General features: G+C 22.3%; 26 protein-coding genes. All 26 read right to left on the bottom strand.

All coding sequences use genetic code 4. The features are described 5' to 3' along the window. Window positions 1–107: 107 nt before the first annotated feature. Window positions 108–629 carry a hypothetical protein gene (locus tag SCITRI_RS06635; protein WP_071937705.1) on the bottom strand — a complete coding sequence of 174 codons (522 nt, stop codon included), beginning with the start codon at window positions 627–629 and terminating at the stop codon, window positions 108–110. A 206-nt stretch (window positions 630–835) separates the two neighbouring features. Further along, window positions 836–2491, bottom strand: a complete 1656-nt coding sequence (locus SCITRI_RS10210; protein ID WP_237237874.1) for a spiroplasma phage ORF1-like family protein — start codon at window positions 2489–2491, stop codon at window positions 836–838. Further along, the gene (locus SCITRI_RS06650; protein WP_237237875.1) at window positions 2491–2853 is read right to left on the bottom strand and encodes a hypothetical protein; all 363 of its coding nucleotides are present in this window, start codon (window positions 2851–2853) and stop codon (window positions 2491–2493) included. Before SCITRI_RS06650 ends, SCITRI_RS10210 begins: the two co-directional genes overlap by 1 nt. A 56-nt stretch (window positions 2854–2909) precedes the next feature. Then, window positions 2910–3656: a hypothetical protein gene (locus tag SCITRI_RS06655; RefSeq protein WP_237237876.1), complete on the bottom strand. Its 747-nt coding sequence runs from the start codon at window positions 3654–3656 to the stop codon at window positions 2910–2912. 204 nt (window positions 3657–3860) lie between these two features. Further along, window positions 3861–4070, bottom strand: a complete 210-nt coding sequence (locus SCITRI_RS06660) for a DUF2649 family protein (protein WP_071937706.1) — start codon at window positions 4068–4070, stop codon at window positions 3861–3863. Continuing rightward, window positions 4070–4228 carry a hypothetical protein gene (locus SCITRI_RS10590; RefSeq protein WP_167693723.1) on the bottom strand — a complete coding sequence of 53 codons (159 nt, stop codon included), beginning with the start codon at window positions 4226–4228 and terminating at the stop codon, window positions 4070–4072. The genes SCITRI_RS06660 and SCITRI_RS10590 overlap by 1 nt, the downstream gene beginning before the upstream one ends. 62 nt (window positions 4229–4290) lie before the next feature. Continuing rightward, window positions 4291–4494, bottom strand: a complete 204-nt coding sequence (locus tag SCITRI_RS06665) for a hypothetical protein (protein WP_071937700.1) — start codon at window positions 4492–4494, stop codon at window positions 4291–4293. Between the two features lie 260 nt (window positions 4495–4754). Continuing rightward, window positions 4755–4892, bottom strand: a complete 138-nt coding sequence (locus tag SCITRI_RS10595) for a hypothetical protein (RefSeq protein WP_167693724.1) — start codon at window positions 4890–4892, stop codon at window positions 4755–4757. A 1-nt stretch (window position 4893) separates the two neighbouring features. Beyond that, on the bottom strand, window positions 4894–5244 hold the full coding sequence (locus SCITRI_RS06670) for a hypothetical protein (protein WP_071937707.1): 351 nt from the start codon (window positions 5242–5244) through the stop codon (window positions 4894–4896). 387 nt (window positions 5245–5631) lie between these two features. After that, window positions 5632–6642, bottom strand: coding sequence for a rolling circle replication-associated protein (locus SCITRI_RS06675; protein WP_071937708.1), 1011 nt, complete (start codon window positions 6640–6642; stop codon window positions 5632–5634). Window positions 6643–6881: 239 nt separating this feature from the next. Further along, on the bottom strand, window positions 6882–7337 hold the full coding sequence (locus tag SCITRI_RS06680) for a hypothetical protein (protein ID WP_071937709.1): 456 nt from the start codon (window positions 7335–7337) through the stop codon (window positions 6882–6884). A 238-nt stretch (window positions 7338–7575) separates the two neighbouring features. Further along, window positions 7576–7926 carry a spiroplasma phage ORF1-like family protein gene (locus SCITRI_RS12500; protein ID WP_408641587.1) on the bottom strand — a complete coding sequence of 117 codons (351 nt, stop codon included), beginning with the start codon at window positions 7924–7926 and terminating at the stop codon, window positions 7576–7578. A 154-nt stretch (window positions 7927–8080) separates the two neighbouring features. Further along, a complete protein-coding gene (locus SCITRI_RS06690; protein WP_071937710.1) occupies window positions 8081–8938 on the bottom strand; it encodes a rolling circle replication-associated protein in 858 nt (285 codons plus the stop codon). A gap of 296 nt (window positions 8939–9234) precedes the next feature. Further along, entirely contained in the window at window positions 9235–9450 is a 216-nt protein-coding gene (locus SCITRI_RS06695) for a hypothetical protein (RefSeq protein WP_071937711.1), read from the bottom strand. A 688-nt stretch (window positions 9451–10138) separates the two neighbouring features. Continuing rightward, window positions 10139–10507 (bottom strand): hypothetical protein, encoded by a 369-nt coding sequence (locus SCITRI_RS06700; protein WP_071937712.1) that lies wholly within the window; start codon window positions 10505–10507, stop codon window positions 10139–10141. Window positions 10508–11033: 526 nt separating this feature from the next. Further along, window positions 11034–12086: a rolling circle replication-associated protein gene (locus tag SCITRI_RS06705; protein ID WP_071937713.1), complete on the bottom strand. Its 1053-nt coding sequence runs from the start codon at window positions 12084–12086 to the stop codon at window positions 11034–11036. Window positions 12087–12320: 234 nt separating this feature from the next. Further along, window positions 12321–13724: a spiroplasma phage ORF1-like family protein gene (locus SCITRI_RS10215; protein WP_157092874.1), complete on the bottom strand. Its 1404-nt coding sequence runs from the start codon at window positions 13722–13724 to the stop codon at window positions 12321–12323. Between the two features lie 13 nt (window positions 13725–13737). Then, a complete protein-coding gene (locus tag SCITRI_RS06715; protein WP_071937697.1) occupies window positions 13738–13974 on the bottom strand; it encodes a hypothetical protein in 237 nt (78 codons plus the stop codon). Further along, the gene (locus SCITRI_RS06720; RefSeq protein WP_237237875.1) at window positions 13974–14336 is read right to left on the bottom strand and encodes a hypothetical protein; all 363 of its coding nucleotides are present in this window, start codon (window positions 14334–14336) and stop codon (window positions 13974–13976) included. Before SCITRI_RS06720 ends, SCITRI_RS06715 begins: the two co-directional genes overlap by 1 nt. Then, window positions 14329–15339, bottom strand: coding sequence for a hypothetical protein (locus SCITRI_RS06725; RefSeq protein ID WP_071937715.1), 1011 nt, complete (start codon window positions 15337–15339; stop codon window positions 14329–14331). Before SCITRI_RS06725 ends, SCITRI_RS06720 begins: the two co-directional genes overlap by 8 nt. A 4-nt stretch (window positions 15340–15343) precedes the next feature. Then, complete coding sequence (locus SCITRI_RS06730) at window positions 15344–15553, bottom strand: DUF2649 family protein (protein ID WP_071937716.1); 210 nt, start codon at window positions 15551–15553, stop codon at window positions 15344–15346. Further along, entirely contained in the window at window positions 15553–15711 is a 159-nt protein-coding gene (locus SCITRI_RS10600) for a hypothetical protein (protein WP_167693725.1), read from the bottom strand. Before SCITRI_RS10600 ends, SCITRI_RS06730 begins: the two co-directional genes overlap by 1 nt. Before the next feature lie 414 nt (window positions 15712–16125). After that, complete coding sequence (locus SCITRI_RS06735) at window positions 16126–16308, bottom strand: hypothetical protein (RefSeq protein ID WP_071937717.1); 183 nt, start codon at window positions 16306–16308, stop codon at window positions 16126–16128. Beyond that, window positions 16308–16535 carry a hypothetical protein gene (locus tag SCITRI_RS06740; protein ID WP_071937718.1) on the bottom strand — a complete coding sequence of 76 codons (228 nt, stop codon included), beginning with the start codon at window positions 16533–16535 and terminating at the stop codon, window positions 16308–16310. The genes SCITRI_RS06735 and SCITRI_RS06740 overlap by 1 nt, the downstream gene beginning before the upstream one ends. Window positions 16536–16600: 65 nt before the next feature. Continuing rightward, window positions 16601–16732 (bottom strand): hypothetical protein, encoded by a 132-nt coding sequence (locus tag SCITRI_RS12200; RefSeq protein ID WP_257785673.1) that lies wholly within the window; start codon window positions 16730–16732, stop codon window positions 16601–16603. A 1-nt stretch (window position 16733) separates the two neighbouring features. Further along, on the bottom strand, window positions 16734–17048 hold the full coding sequence (locus SCITRI_RS06745; protein ID WP_071937719.1) for a hypothetical protein: 315 nt from the start codon (window positions 17046–17048) through the stop codon (window positions 16734–16736). Window positions 17049–17207: the final 159 nt, after the last annotated feature.

A 17207-nucleotide genomic window follows, 5' to 3' on the forward strand; every position in this document is an offset into this window, starting at 1 on the left:
CGTTCGAAGAAACCGTTTATTTTGGTTTGAATACATTAAACATTTGGATAAATGTTTTTTTATTCTAAATTAATTATATTTTTTTATTGTTTATTGTCAATTTTTAATTATTTATTTGTTTTTTTATTTAAAACTGAATCATAATTATTTATTTTAATATAATTTTCTGTAATTTCTGCTTTTAATTTTTCACAATCAGAATTTTCACAATTAGATTTCACATTAATTCCTTGTTGCAATCAAGATATTTTTTGATTATTTTCAGAAATAATTTTATTAGGAAGTCAAGTAATTGGACCATTTTTGATACTTTCTTCAAACATTTTTATAGCATCTATGTTTTGTTTTTTTAAATCTTCATTTTTTTTATTAACTCATTCTAAACAAGTTTTACATTTAAATAATTTTTCTTTTAATTTTATATTATTAATTTCTAAAACTGACTTTTTTTCTGCTGCTTCAATTAAAATTTTATTTGAATCAAAAGTAATATTATTTTCCATATTATTTTTTTTCTTTATTCAGTGTCATCATCGTATTTTATTTTTTTTAAAATTTCCATTATCATAATTATCACTATTAAATTTTATTTTATTATCAGAAAGATTTTTTTTATTAAATCAACCCATATATTTAAATCAACTCCTTTTAATTTATTCTAATTAAATAATATCATTTTTTTATTTTTTTGTCTTTCTCCTGTTGTGTTACTTAATCAAGGAAAGGGGCTTCGCCCCTAAGTCGCTCCGCGACTTTTACCCCTTTAAGTAAGGTGGTGCGTGGATAAACCACCACACCACCTTACTTTTTTACCAACAACATTATTTTACTACTACTAAAAATAGCGTAAAAGTCCATTAACCATTGCTAAAACTAAAATAGAACTTAACATAATCTTAAATGTAATATCAAAAGCAAACAAATTACCAATATTATTAAACAATTCAGAAACATTACTAAACACATGTACTATTCCATTAACAAATTTATAAATTTCTTTCATACCAGGCAAATTATTTACAATCCAAATTGCCGCATTTTGAATATGACAAGCAATATTATATCAACTACAACTTTTATAAGGTATTTTTCAAATATCACCACTATTAATTTCATTATTTCAATCAGTAGCATTATAAAGACTAAAATTAAAACCATTAATTGAAATAGACCTATCCTCTGTTAATCTAGTTGTATTAAATCTAATTACATTAAAACCTTGATATTTTGTTCTATCTGTCATATCTAATAATTTTATTGATTGAGTTCATTTATCATTATTAGAAGGTAAAATATCAGTCTTATAATCTCAATTTGAATAATAAGAAAAATAATCATTAGTACTATTTATCGTATAGGCATTATACAATTGCACTTGTGGTTTTAAATAATAAATATCTACATCAGGAAATCTTAAAATATTAAAAACCATTGATTTTGGATATAATAAAAAACCATTTTTTACAAAAAACACAAAACCTAAATTACCATTATTAGATGTAAAATAAATAAATTCTCTAAAATTAGAAATATCAAATATAACTCTTAAAACATTAGAATAAAAATAATCTAAAATTAGAAATAAATTATCCAACGAATAAAAATTTTGTTTAACATCATCAACAAAATAATTACTATTAGATTTTTTAAGAATATCCATATTAATCAATTCTTTATAATTAAAATTTAAAACTAAATAATTCATATCAAAATATTTATAACTCTGATTGGCAATAATTGGCATAAATAAATATTGTATAATTTCTCAATTAAAAGTAAATTCATATTTTATATTGTTTTTATAAATAAAAATATCTAACAATTTATTTGGAGTTTTATAATCTATTATTAATCTACCCAAAGAACCCTTAGAAATATCTGCTAAATTTCAACTTAATAAATAATTTCAAACAGTATTTTTAATTTTATTAAATCAATAATTACTATCATTTTTATCAGCACTTAAATTTGGAATAAAAGGAGTTTCAACACCAAAACTAAATGCATAATTACTAGGGTCTAAACCTTGCATAAAATAATCTTGTCGCAAAATTAAAGTAGACTGAAAATCATACTCATTTGCTTTTGCATAAGTTAAATCACTAAAACTATCATTATTTCTTGTTTCTAATTTACAAACATTACTAATATAATTTACAGCTGTAACACCACAAAAAAGAAATATTCAACCAAATATTAAATAAAAAATAATAAATATATCTAATAATCGTTTTCGCATTGTTTTAACCCCCTTAAACAATAAAAATAATTCTAATATACCCATAATAATAATTCCAAACGCCATATATAACTGGAAAATAGGGTGTGTTGCAATAATAAATAACTGTGCTACTAATTTATAAAAATCATTAGCAGACTCCAAATAATGCTTAACAGTTGAAAAACCTAAATCTGTTGCCACAACAATATTAGCAACAAAACCAAACCCAACAGTCAAACCAATAACAAAGAAAAATATTAACTTTAACATTATTTATCATTCTCCTTATTTATTTTTGCTGACATTCTTGCCTTTTTATTTGCTGAACGAGTACCAACATAATTACCAACTTTTTTACCAGATTTATATGAAAATGAAACAGTACCCTTAACACCTTTGGCAATATTAGAACTTGCTTCTAAACTTGCACGAGAAACTGAACTTAAACCACGAGAACTATTAACTAACAAAAAGATAACATTTATAACACCACCAATTACTCAAATTACAAATAAAGGAATATTTGTACCTGGTAATTTTAATGCTCACATTCAATCCATTATTTTCATAAAAATATCAACTACAACATTAATGGCATCATTTCATACATCATTAGCAAGTAAATTAATCATTTTCTAACTCTCCTAAATTCTTTAATAAATGTTCCATTCCCATCTCTCGTAATTCATTAAGTGTAATATCTTTTTTTAACAATACTAGGTCAATTTTGCTTAGTATAACTTGGTACTTTATCATTTTTTAAATCACGTACAAACTTTAAATATTTACTATCATATTGCATTGCAATAGATAAAGGAATTTTTATCTTAACAAAATTAATACCAATATCTTTATTAGATTTTTTACGAACTCTTTTTCCGTTTGATGTTCGTTTAACCGTTTCCGTTTTTCATGTTAAATAATCATCTAAATCATCAAAAAAACCTATTTTCATTTTAAAATAAGGAAAAAATATACTAGGTGGAATACATTGCATAGGAACAATAATCATATTAGCAATTTCTCTATATTCGACTCAATTTTGATTAATTCGTTGTCCGGCAAAAATAATATTATTATTAAACTGACGACATAATAAAAAATATGCTTTTAAACCACTAAATTTTTTATCATTTTCCTTAGGGTTTGTACCATTTATATATAAAAATATTTCATCAAATAAAATTAAACTATCATCTGGCGGTATTTTATATTTTTTATTTTTAAAATCTAAATGGTTTAAACCTAAAACTCCAATTTTTTCATCATTAATAAAATAATTAGAATAAACATTATCAAATTTAGCAATTTGCGATAAATAAGTCATCAATAAAGTTTTACCAGTACCCAAAGCACCGTTAATAATTGATATTGGACTACTTTTAACAATTTTAACAAGTTTCCGTGTTTGAAAAAGATCACTAAAAAAGACCAAAAGAAAATAATATCAAAAATTACTAAAAAAATAAAAAAGATAATATCTATAACTGATGTAGAACTAAAATATATAAACTGTAAATTAAAACAAACAATAAAAAAATAAAACAAAATATTTGCCATAAATAAATTTACATATCAATAAGAAAACTTAATATTTTTTTGTCTTTTAAATAAATTAAAATAATTTTTAAACATATATCTACACCACCAATCTAATTATTTTATATAAAATAAATAATGATAATCAAATTAAGAAAAAAACAACTAATCAAACACCTATCATAATTACTGAATAAGTAATATTATCAATAGAACTACCGACAAAGTTATCAATTTCAGTTTTCGGAATAAAATAAAAAATTTGTAAAAGACCTTGATATACTCGTTGCAAAAAAATATTTCAGTCCATTATTTTATCCACCTAAAAATACAACTTAAAATTAAAAATAACATCCCAAAAACAAGTATTAAAAATACAACAAATATAACAATATCTAAAATAACGGGATGATTAACTCCAAAAATAATTGTCATAAATTCATAGTATAAATCTCATACACTTTGCATTTTTCTTATTCCTTTACTAAATGTTAATTACTAAAATCAAGGTTAGAGTTTATTATTAAATATTAATATCCGTGAATTAACTTTCTGATTGTTTCAATTCCTAAAACCACAAACATTAAAACTAACGGAATAATTAATAACATATGTGACCCTAAAAAAGTAATAAATCAGTTAGTAAAAGCAATCGCTCAATTAGCAAGAATAGCAGCAAAATCCGCTATTTGCTTAATAACATCAGCGTCGCCCGCTAATAAATTTACATTCATTAATAACACCTCACTTAAAACACTTTCTATTTAATAATAAAACCTTCGCATACTCTAACCTTGATTTTAGTAATTAACATTAAAAACTAAAATCAATTTTTATACTTGCGAAGGTATTTCATTGATATTAACTTATTCAACAGACTTATCTGCTTTTTTAATTTTTCGTTTTCCCCATTCTTTAAATTCTACTTTTTTAGAACAATGCGGACAAATTAAATACTTATTTTTAAATTTAATTAATATTTATTTTTTTATTTTTATTTTTTGTCATAATCTAACCTAGAATAATAATTATTAATTAAAGCAACATTTTCATTAACACAATTTCAACAATAACGAGACCCATTCTCTCAAACAGTATCATTAACACAAACCATACATAACTGTTGTTGCATATTAATTATTGCTTTCTGTTATTGCTGAACTACTAGAATATTTATTAATAAAATCTTGTTGTCTATTGTATGGAACAACTTTAGCAACACTTACTTTGTTATATTCTTTTCCCGTTTTTCTATCAGTGACAACTGGGAATTTAAGATTAATTAAATAGTAATTACCTTTTTTCATTTCTGGTAAATCATTAGATAAATTACTATCTTTTTTAATTCAAGAGATAATATACTCCTTAGGAATTGGCATATCATCCTCATCAAGCTGCATAAATGTAAATACATCAAAAAATAAATTTTCTTTGTCATCCATTTGTCTATTAAAATCAACTTGGGCTAATAATACTTTATACATATAAAGTACTCCTTTCTTCACTTAATTAAGTAAATAAAGGTTTCATAAGGTTTAAAACTTTAAATAATTATAAATGCTAAAAATAAATTAACAATAATTAAACTTATTAAAAAATATTCTATTAAAAAATGAATGTAAATATAAATGCAAAATAAAAACATTTACTTATATTTAAAGTTTCGTGTCAGAAAACCTTTATTGGTTTGAATACTTAAATATAACTAAATGTTATATATAATATTCTAATTTAATTTTACACAACAAAATCAATATGTCAACTACATATTTAAAAGCAAAAAATAAATTTATTTATAAATTTACATCCCCAACTTGTTTTTTTTTTTTTTTTTTGTTTTAATTAATTATGTGGTATAGGTCGTGTCAGAACTATGCTACACAAGGAGTATTTTCCATTTGGAAAGTACTTTTTTTAATGTACCTTTGTTTACCTAAATTAAGGTATTTATCTAATTTTTTTCGTGTTTTATATATGCCAATATCAGTTATTTTATTAAAAAATCGAAATATTTTTTTATCATATGGGACATATTCTTCCATTTGTCAAAAATAATCACTATGCCAATCACTATCAATACTAATACCCAACATATGTTTTTTTTGTTTATCAGCAAACATATAAAAATGTTTTATGCCGCATAATGCCATTTTTAACTCTTCTTTTGTCATTTCAATAACACCAACTTTAATAACGGGATTAGTACAATTTGCACTAAAACGATATGCTTTGGTATTTAAGTCATAAATATTTTTTGATTTTTCTTGGCTATATGCTTTTACAATATATTTAGCAACATATTTACTAACAAATTCATTTGTACCAGTTTCAACTGGTAAATTTTTATTTAGTCCATAAGATCAATATTTTCTAATTATTTTATTAGGGATATACTCACTAAATATAATATGAAAATGAACTGCTCCGCGTTTTTGATATTCATAGGCAACTAAATATTTTAAATTCTGATATTTATTATTTTTATATTTAGAAAAATGATATTTTATTTTTTTAATAAATAAATTAAATTGATAATTTGCTTTTTTAATATCTTGCATATTTTCAGCATAAGTTAAAGTTGTAAAACCCATATTTTTATAACCACTAAAATTATGGATTGCTTTTTGAATACAATTTCTTTGAGAACGAACACGACTATTTAATAGTTTAGTTTCATTCTCACCAGTATTTTTAATCCCTGTTGGATTACCTTTACCAAAATTATTAATACACTCTAACGGTAAAACAACTGTTTTAATATAAGGACCATAATATACTTTTTTAACATAATATTTTTGATTAATATAACAATCAGGGTTTATATAAGGTTTATATAAATTTTCTCCTGTTAAACGATTATATGCATTTATATTTACATTCATTTTTTAAATTTTTCCTTTCTAAAACAAAAATAAAAAAACATTTACCTATATTTAAAGTTTCGTGTCAGAAAACCTTTATTGGTTTGAATACATTAAACATTTTGATAAATGTTTTTTTATTCTAATTTATATTATATTTTTTTATTTTTAGTTGTCAATTTATTTTACATAGCAATGATATCGTAATTAAAAATATTTATAAAATAAAAAATAACAAATTAATTATTGTTTAATTTAAATTATCAATATTTATCTACTCATTCTCTATGATTTCATTTAATTTTATTCTGATATTTTTTATTATTAGTATAAAAATTAATAGTGTAAATAATATCTTCTGGTGTTTTTTGTATTACTAAATTTTGTTTTTTAATACAAATATTACTATTTTCTTTTAATTTAATTTTTGCATAACCATTAACACATTTATAAATAAAATTTTTATCTTCCAAAAAGATATCTATAATTTCTAAATTTTCAATAAATAGTTCTTGAGAAAGAAATATTTTTTTTTCTTTTAATTTATTAAATATTGTTTTTTCATCAACTTTATTTATATATCCAATATCTATTGTAGTAATAATTTTTTGTAAAGTTGGTGGTTTTTTTTGATTATTTGACATCATAGCCATTAAAGGTGCTCCTCCACTTGTTGTTATAGTAGTTGCTCCGATTAAACTTAATAATTTTTTCATATATATTATTCCTTTTTTATTATTTATATGTATTTGATATACATAATTTAACTATATTTAATTATTTTTCTTTTGTCAAATTTACTTATTTTCCCATTTTTCCTGTTGTGCTAGTTAATTCAAGGAAAGGGGCTTCGCCCCTAAGTCGCTCCGCGACTTTTACCCCTTTAAGTAAGGTGGTGCGTGGATAAACCACCACACCACCTTACTTTTTTTACCAACAACATTATTTTTACTATTAAAAATAGCGTAAAAGTCCGTTAACCATTGCTAAAACTAAAATAGAACTTAACATAATTTTAAATGTAATATCAAAAGCAAACAAATTACCAATATTATTAAACAATTCAGAAACATTACTAAACACATGTACTATCCCATTAACAAATTTATAAATTTCTTTCATACCAGGCAAATTATTTACAATCCAAATTGCCTCATTTTCAATATGAATATCTAAACGGTATCAAGCACCTTTTTTATAAGGTAATTGTCAAATTTTTCCATCATTAAGTTCACCACTTCAATCAGTAGCATTATAAAGACTAAAATTAAAACCATTACTAAATGTTATAAATAATATTCTAATTTAATTTTACATAACAAAATAAATATGTCAACTATTACATATTTTCATAACAAAAAATAAATTTGTTTATAAATTTACAGCTCCAACTTGTTTTTTTTTTTTTTTTGTTTTAATTAATTTGTAGTATAGGTTCGTCCAGAACTATGCTGCAAGATTAGTGCTTTCCGTTTGGAAAGTACTTTTTTATGTACTTTTGTTTACCTAAATTAAGGTAATTATTATATTTTTTTCGTATTTTATATCTATCTAAATCAGATATTTTATGAAAAAACCGAAATATTTTTTTATCATATGGGATATATTCTTCCATTTGTCAAAAATAGTCTCTATTTCAATCACTATCAATACTAATACCTAACATATGCTTTTTTTGTTTATCAGCAAACATATAAAAATGTTTTACACCACACAACGCCATTTTTAACTCTTCTTTTGTCATTTCAATAACACCAACTTTAACAATAGGATAGGTACAATTAGCACTAAAACGATATGCTTTAGTATTTAAGTCATAAATATTTTTACTTTTTTCTTCACTTTGTGCTTTTACAATATATTTAGCAACATATTTACTAATAAATTCATTTGTACCGGTTTCAACTGGTAAATTTTTATTATATCCATAAGGTCAACATTTTCTAACTACTTTATTAGGGATATATTCACTAAAAATAATATGAAAATGAACGGCACCACGATTTTGATATTCATATGCAACAAGATATTTTAAATCTTTATATTTATTTTTCTTATATTTAGAAAAATAATAATTTAACCTTCGAATAAATAATCTAAAATGATGGTTTGCTTTTTTAATATCTTGAATATTTTCTGCATAAGTTAATGTTAAAAAACCCATATTTTTACAACCACTAAAATTGTGAATTGCTTTACGAATACAATTTGCTTGTGAACGAACACGACTATTTAATAATTTAGTTTCATTTTCCCCAGTATTTTTAATACCAGTTGAATTGCCTTTACCAAATTTATTAATACATTCTAAAGGCAAAACAACTGTTTTAATATATGGACCATAATATACTTTTTTAACATAATATTTTTGATTAATATAACATTCTGGTTTTATATATGGCTTATATAAATTTTCCCCGTTAAACGATTATATGCATTTATATTTACATTCATTTTTTATTTTCCTTTCTAAAACAAAAATAAAAAAACATTTACTTATATTTAAAGTTTCCGTCCAGAAAACCTTTATTGGTTTGAATACATTAAACATTTTAATAAATGTTTTTTTATTCTAATTTTCATTATATTTATTAATTGTTGTTAATTTTTATATTATTTAATCTTATTTTTAGTTTCTTCTGGCCCAGTGTTAAAAGTTATTTTAAAATTTATATCTAATTTTGATTTTAAATCAAAATTAATTTGTTTTATATTATTATTTTCTTTATTAACTATATTAATTTTTTCTTTTTCAAAAAAATTATCATCTATATTTTGATTAAAAGATAAAATTTTTAATAAAAAACTAAATATTTTTAATATTTCCATATTTTTTTCTCCTTTTTATTCTAAATTAATTATATTTATTTCTAATTGATTGTCAATTTACTTTAATTTTTAAAATTTTTGTTTTTCTTAAAAACTCTTTGGGACGGTTGTGTTACTTAATTCAAGTAAAAGGGCTAAAGCCCTCTGTTTGCCCTGCGGGCAACCATTCACCCAGCAAACAACACACGGGGAGGACATAAAGTCCCTCCTCCGTGGTGTTTGCTTATCTGTTTTTTTCTTTTTCTGTGTATGTATTTGTATCTGCTTTTACTTTTAGGGTTTTTTATGACTGCTTACTTTTAGTGTCTAATTTACCTCTTAAAACGCTTTATACAAACAAAAAAAGACATAGATTACTAGTCCTAATCTATGTCTTAATATTGAGATTTTTTTGATGTTTATTCTCATGAAAATTATAACACTTTATAGGACTAGTACAAAGCATAATTTAGTTTTTATGATTTCATTATATATCATATTTTTATTTTTTTAACTATTAATTAAATTAATTTATACTTATTTAATCAATAATTAAAAAAATCACATTCCATAAGATTACACTCATTTATTTATCCTACATTTTGCTTTATTAAATACCATTTGACACGCCAATATTTAACAGTCGGCAGAGAAGCAACATTTTTATATTATTCTAACCATTATTATTTTGTTTAATTTTTATGTTAAATTATATATTGTAATTGTTTACTAATTGACACATTACACTAGATAAAGATTGTAAATTATAAGTGTCTTGTAAGTGAAGCAATTTATTATATTGAATAGGAGTTATTTTTATTGTTTTAGAAACTAATTTTTTATAAAATGACTTATCAATTTCTAAGATATCGTTAATATCTCAATTATCAATTAAATATCTTACTGCTTCGGAAAAAGACCAAGTTTTAATCTTATCTCTTATTTGAATTATTTTAGAATAATGTTTTAAAGACATTGGTAAGTAAAACGATATAATGTTTTTGTCTTTAAAGTTTTCATCAATTTTAAAAATTTCTTCATATTCAGTAATATTAATCTTTTTAGTACGGTCGTTCATATTATTTATTCACCACATTTCTATTTTTGAATAATATAATAATCAGACTTATAAATAGTGTTTATTATTTTTTACAATACAAATAATTTGCTAAGACACACACATTTATATTTAAATTATTTGTCTTTAATAAAATTAATAAAATATTATCTGTTCTACTGATAAACAAACTTAAATAACAAAAAATTATAATTTAATTTACAAAATAAAAGTAAACTAAAAAAAGAGAAAATTATTTAATTATTTTGGAATGTTTAAAGTTGTTTATCAACTTAAATATTAAACCATTATCTCTTTTAATGACTTAATAACTTACTTATATACCATAACTAAATTAAAGTCAAATATTTCTAAAATTACTATAAAATAAAAGTGTAGAGTCCACATTCCATAAGAACTCTACTTTTTTATTATATCAGTTTTGTTTATTTAAGCACGCTGAAAAATTAATATTTATTAAAATATTAATGACAAAAATTACTTTTAGATGTATAATTCTAAATGTAAATATTTAATTTTAAAATTTTTATTGTATTAGTAAATTGTTGTGTAAACTAATACTTTTTTTATGCCGTTTTTTATAATTTTCAAAGAATAATTTTTGTTCCTTTCAATGTTGATATTGTTTTCGATAAAATGGGACATATTCTTCTATTTGTCAAAAATAATCGTTTTCTAAATAACTATCAATGCTAACACCCATTATATAACCTTGTTTATCAACAAACATAAATTTATTTTTTATACCTTTTAATGAAGCAATTAATTCCATTTCACACATTTCAATAATACCAACCTTTACAAGTGGGTCGGTACAATTTGCACTAAAACGATATGATTTTTTATTTAAATTATAAATATTTCTTAATTTAACTTCTGATACTTTTTTAGGTTTTTTGTAAGGAATATCAAATTCTTTGCAAAGTTCCTTTTTTTGTCTTTCAGTATTAGATAATGACTTAACAAAATATTTAGTTAAATATTTAATAACAAAAACATTTGTATTTTTTTTAACTTTAAGATTTTTATTTATTCCATAAGGTCAATATTCTCTTATTAAATTTGAACTAATAAATCTATTAAATATTATATGAAAATGTATAATTGGAATTCCTTTTCGGTCTTGATATTCATAAACAACTAAATATTTAAGATTAATAAAAGTATTTTTCTTATATTTAGAAAAATGATATTTTAACTTTTTAATAAATAAATTAAAATGATAATTTGCTTTATCTAAATCTTGCATTTTTTCGGCATAAGTCAAAGTTAAAAAACCTAATTCTTTGCAATCACTAAAATTATGAATTGCTTTACGAATACAATTACCTTGGGAACGAACACGACTATTTAATAATTTAGTTTCATTTTTACCATTATTTTTAATACCAGTCGGATTACCATTGCCAAAACTATCAACACATTCTAAGGGTAGAACAATATTTTTAACATAATTACCATAGTATACTTTTTTAACATAGTATTTTTTATTAATAAAATTACTATTATCAATATATGGTCTATATAAATTTTCTTTTGTTAAACGATTATATGCATTTATATTTATATTATTTTCCATTTTTTACCTCCTTTCGTTAAAATTTGATGATTTTTTTATAAAAACTAAATTTTAAAACCTTGATTTTATTGGGTTATTTTCGTTTTCTCCAGTTGTGTTATTTAATCTACTTAATCAAGGAAAGGGGCTTCGCCCCTAAGTCGCTCCGCGACTTTTACCCCTTTAAGTAAGGTGGTGCGTGGATAAACCACCACACCACCTTACTTTTTTACCAACAACATTATTTTACTACTACTAAAAATAGCGTAAAAGTCCATTAACCATTGCTAAAACTAAAATAGAACTTAACATAATCTTAAATGTAATATCAAAAGCAAACAAATTACCAATATTATTAAACAATTCAGAAACATTACTAAACACATGTACTATTCCATTAACAAATTTATAAATTTCTTTCATACCAGGCAAATTATTTACAATCCAAATTGCCGCATTTTCAATATGAATATCTAAACGGTATCAAGCACCTTTTTTATAAGGTAATTGTCAAATTTTTCCATCATTAAGTTCACCACTTCAATCAGTAGCATTATAAAGACTAAAATTAAAACCATTAATTGAAATAGACCTATCTTCTGTTAATCTGGTTGTATTAAATCTAATTAAATTAAAACCTTGATATTTTGACCTATCTGTCATATCTAATAATTTTATTGATTGAGTATATTTATCATTATTAGAAGGTAAAATATCAGTCTTATAATCTCAATTTGAATAATAAGAAAAATAATCATTAGTACTATTTATCGTATAAGCATTATATAATTGCACTTGTGGTTTTAAATAATAAATATCTGTATCAGGAAATCTTAAAATATTAAAAACCATTGATTTTGGATATAATAAAAAACCATTTTTTACAAAAAACACAAAACCTAAATTACCATTATTAGATGTAAAATAAATAAATTCTCTAAAATTAGAAATATCAAATATAACTCTTAAAACATTAGAATAAAAATAATCTAAAATTATAAATAAATTATCCAACGAATAAAAATTTTGTTTAACATCATCAACAAAATAATTACTATTAGATTTTTTAAGAATATCCATATTAATCAATTCTTTATAATTAAAATTTAAAACTAAATAATTCATATCAAAATATTTATAACTCTGATTGGCAATAATTGGCATAAATAAATATTGTATAATTTCTCAATTAAAAGTAAATTCATATTTTATATTGTTTTTATAAATAAAAATATCTAACAATTTATTTGGAGTTTTATAATCTATTATTAATCTACCCAAAGAACCCTTAGAAATATCTGCTAAATTTCAACTTAATAAATAATTTCAAACAGTATTTTTAATTTTATTAAATCAATAATTACTATCATTTTTATCAGCACTTAAATTTGGAATAAAAGGAGTTTCAACACCAAAACTAAATGCATAATTACTAGGGTCTAAACCTTGCATAAAATAATCTTGTCGCAACATTAAAGTAGACTGAAAATCATACTCATTTGCTTTTGCATAAGTTAAATCACTAAAACTATCATTATTTCTTGTTTCTACTTTACAAACATTACTAATATAATTTATAGTTGTAACACTACAAAAAAGAAATATTCAACCAAATATTAAATAAAAAATAATAAATATATCTAATAATCGTTTTCGCATTGTTTTAACCCCCTTAAACAATAAAAATAATTCTAATACCCATAATAATAATTCCAAACGCCATATATAATTGGAAAATAGGGTGTGTTGCAATAATAAATAACTGTGCTACTAATTTATAAAAATCATTAGCAGACTCCAAATAATGCTTAACAGTTGAAAAACCTAAATCTGTTGCCACAACAATATTAGCAACAAAACCAAACCCAACAGTCAAACCAATAACAAAGAAAAATATTAACTTTAACATTATTTATCATTCTCCTTATTTATTTTTGCTGACATTCTTGCCTTTTTATTTGCTGAACGAGTACCAACATAATTACCAACTTTTTTACCAGATTTATATGAAAATGAAACAGTACCCTTAACACCTTTGGCAATATTAGAACTTGCTTCTAAACTTGCACGAGAAACTGAACTTAAACCACGAGAACTATTAACTAACAAAAAGATAACATTTATAACACCACCAATTACTCAAATTACAAATAAAGGAATATTTGTACCTGGTAATTTTAATGCTCACATTCAATCCATTATTTTCATAAAAATATCAACTACAACATTAATGGCATCATTTCATACATCATTAGCAAGTAAATTAATCATTTTCTAACTCTCCTAAATTCTTTAATAAATGTTCCATTCCCATCTCTCGTAATTCATTAAGCGTAATATCTTTTTTAACAATACTAGGTCAATTTTGCTTAGTATAACTTGGTACTTTATCATTTTTTAAATCACGTACAAACTTTAAATATTTACTATCATATTGCATTGCAATAGATAAAGGAATTTTTATCTTAACAAAATTAATACCAATATCTTTATTAGATTTTTTACGAACTCTTTTCCCGTTTGCTGTTCGTTTAACTGTTTCCGTTTTTCATACTAAATAATCATCTAAATCATCAAAGAAACCTATTTTCATTTTAAAATAAGGAAAAAATATACTTGGTTTAATACATTGCATAGGAACAATAATCATATTAGCAATTTCTCTATATTCGACTCAATTCTGATTAATTCGTTGTCCAGCAAAAACAATGTTATTATCAAACTGACGACATAATAAAAAATATGGAATTAAACCACTAAACTTTTTATTGTTTTCTTCGGGTTTAGCACCATTCATATACAAAAATATTTCATCAAATAAAATTAAACTATCATTTGACGGTATCTTATAATTTTTATTTTTAAAATCTAAGTGGTTTAAACCTAAAACTCCAATTTTCTCATCATTAATAAAATAATTAGAATAAACATTATCAAATTTAGCAATTTGTGATAAATAAGTCATCAATAAAGTTTTACCAGTACCCAAAGCACCGTTAATAATTGATATTGGACTACTTTTAACAATTTTAATTAATTTTCGTGTTTGAAAAAGATTACTAAAAAAAGACCAAAAGAAAATAATATCAAAAATTACTAAAAAAATAAAAAGGATAATATCTATAACTGATGTAGAACTAAAATATATAAACTGTAAATTAAAACAAACAATAAAAAAATAGAACAAAATATTTGCCATAAATCAATTTACATATCAATAAGAAACCTTAATATTTTTTTGTCTTCTAAATAAATTAAAATAATTTTTAAACATATATCTACACCACCAATCTAATTGTTTTATATAAAATAAATATTGATAATCAAATTAAGAAAAATACTACTAATCAAATACCTATCATAATCACTGAATAAGTAATATTATCAATAGAACTACCAACAAAGTTATCAATTTCAGTTTTCGGAATAAAATAAAAAATCTGCAAAAGCCCTTGATATACTCGTTGAAAAAAAGTATTTCAATCCATTATTTTATCCAACTAAAAATACAACTTAAAATTAAAAATAACATCCCAAAAACAAGTATTAAAAATACAACAAATATAACAATATCTAAAATAGTGGGATGATTAACTCCGAAAATAATTGTCATAAATTCATAATATAAATCTCATACACTTTGCATTTTTCTTATTCCTTTCCTAAATGTTAATTACTAAAATCAAGATTAGAGTTTATTATTAAATATTAATATCCGTGAATTAACTTTCTGATTGTTTCAATTCCCAAAACCACAAACATTAAAACTAACGGAATAATTAATAACATATGTGACCCTAAAAAAGTAATAAATCAGTTAGTAAATGCAATCGCTCAATTAGCAAGAATAGCTAGCAAGAATAGCAGCAAAATCCGCTATTTGCTTAATAACATCAGCGTCGCCCGTTAATAAATTTAAATTCATTAATAACACCTCACTTAAAATACTTTCTATTAATTAATAATAAAACCTTCGCATACTCTAACCTTGATTTTAGTAATTAACACTAAAAACTAAAATCAATTTTTATACTTGCGAAGGTATTTTATTGATATCAACTTATTCAACAGACTTATCTGCTTTTTTAATTTTTCGTTTTCCCCATTCTTTAAATTCTACTTTTTTAGAACAATGCGGACAAATTAAATACTTATTTTTAAATTTAAATATTGTATTAACTGTTAAAAAAACCAATAACATTAACATTGCAATTACTAAAATAATTGTTGCAAAAACGGTCATTAATTATCACCTTTACTTTCTATATTTAACATATAATTTTTAACTTGTTCTACTAATAACTTAAAATGTTGTTCTTCCATAACACCAATATCAATAACATTATGATTAAGATATAACTTAATTACTTTTCTTAACATAAATAAAGGTATTTTAGTAGGTAAACATTGATGTATAACATTAACTAAATAATCTAATCGCTGTTTATATAACTTAGTTTGTTTTTTCATTTTATTTTTTATGTTTAGGACAAATAATATCTTGTCTATTACATAAATAACAATCTGATTTTTTCTTAGTCATTTTCTAACCTAGAATAATATTTATTAATTAAAACAACATTTTCATTAACACAATTTCAACAATAACGAGACCCATTTTCTCAAACAGTATCATTAATACAAACCATACATAACTTTTGTTGCATATTAACTATTGCTTTCTGTTATTGTTGAATTATTAGAATATTTATTAATAAAATCTTGTTCGGTTTCATAAGGTAATATTTTTGATATTTTACCATTAAAACCAATTTCTACATTATAGAAACTACCTTCAATCATTTCGGGTAAACTATTTTGAAAATCACTATCTTTGCGAACTCATTTATCTTGGTATTCTTTACCAACTATTTTTTTACCTTCAACTCGTAAAAATGTATATACATCATAATAATTATCTTTATTTGACTTATCTTTAATAACTTGATTGTACTTAATTTCACTTAAATAAACTTTAAACATAACTAAAAAATTCCTTTCATTTACATATATGTAAATAAAGGTTTCACAAGGTTTAAAACTTTAAATAAGATAAATGCTAAAAATAAATTAAAAAATATAATTAAAAATGAATGTAAATATAAATTCAAAATAAAAAAATTTACCTATATTTAAAGTTTC

The organism is Spiroplasma citri, from assembly GCF_001886855.1.
GTDB lineage: Bacteria > Bacillota_I > Bacilli_A > Mycoplasmatales > Mycoplasmataceae > Spiroplasma > Spiroplasma citri.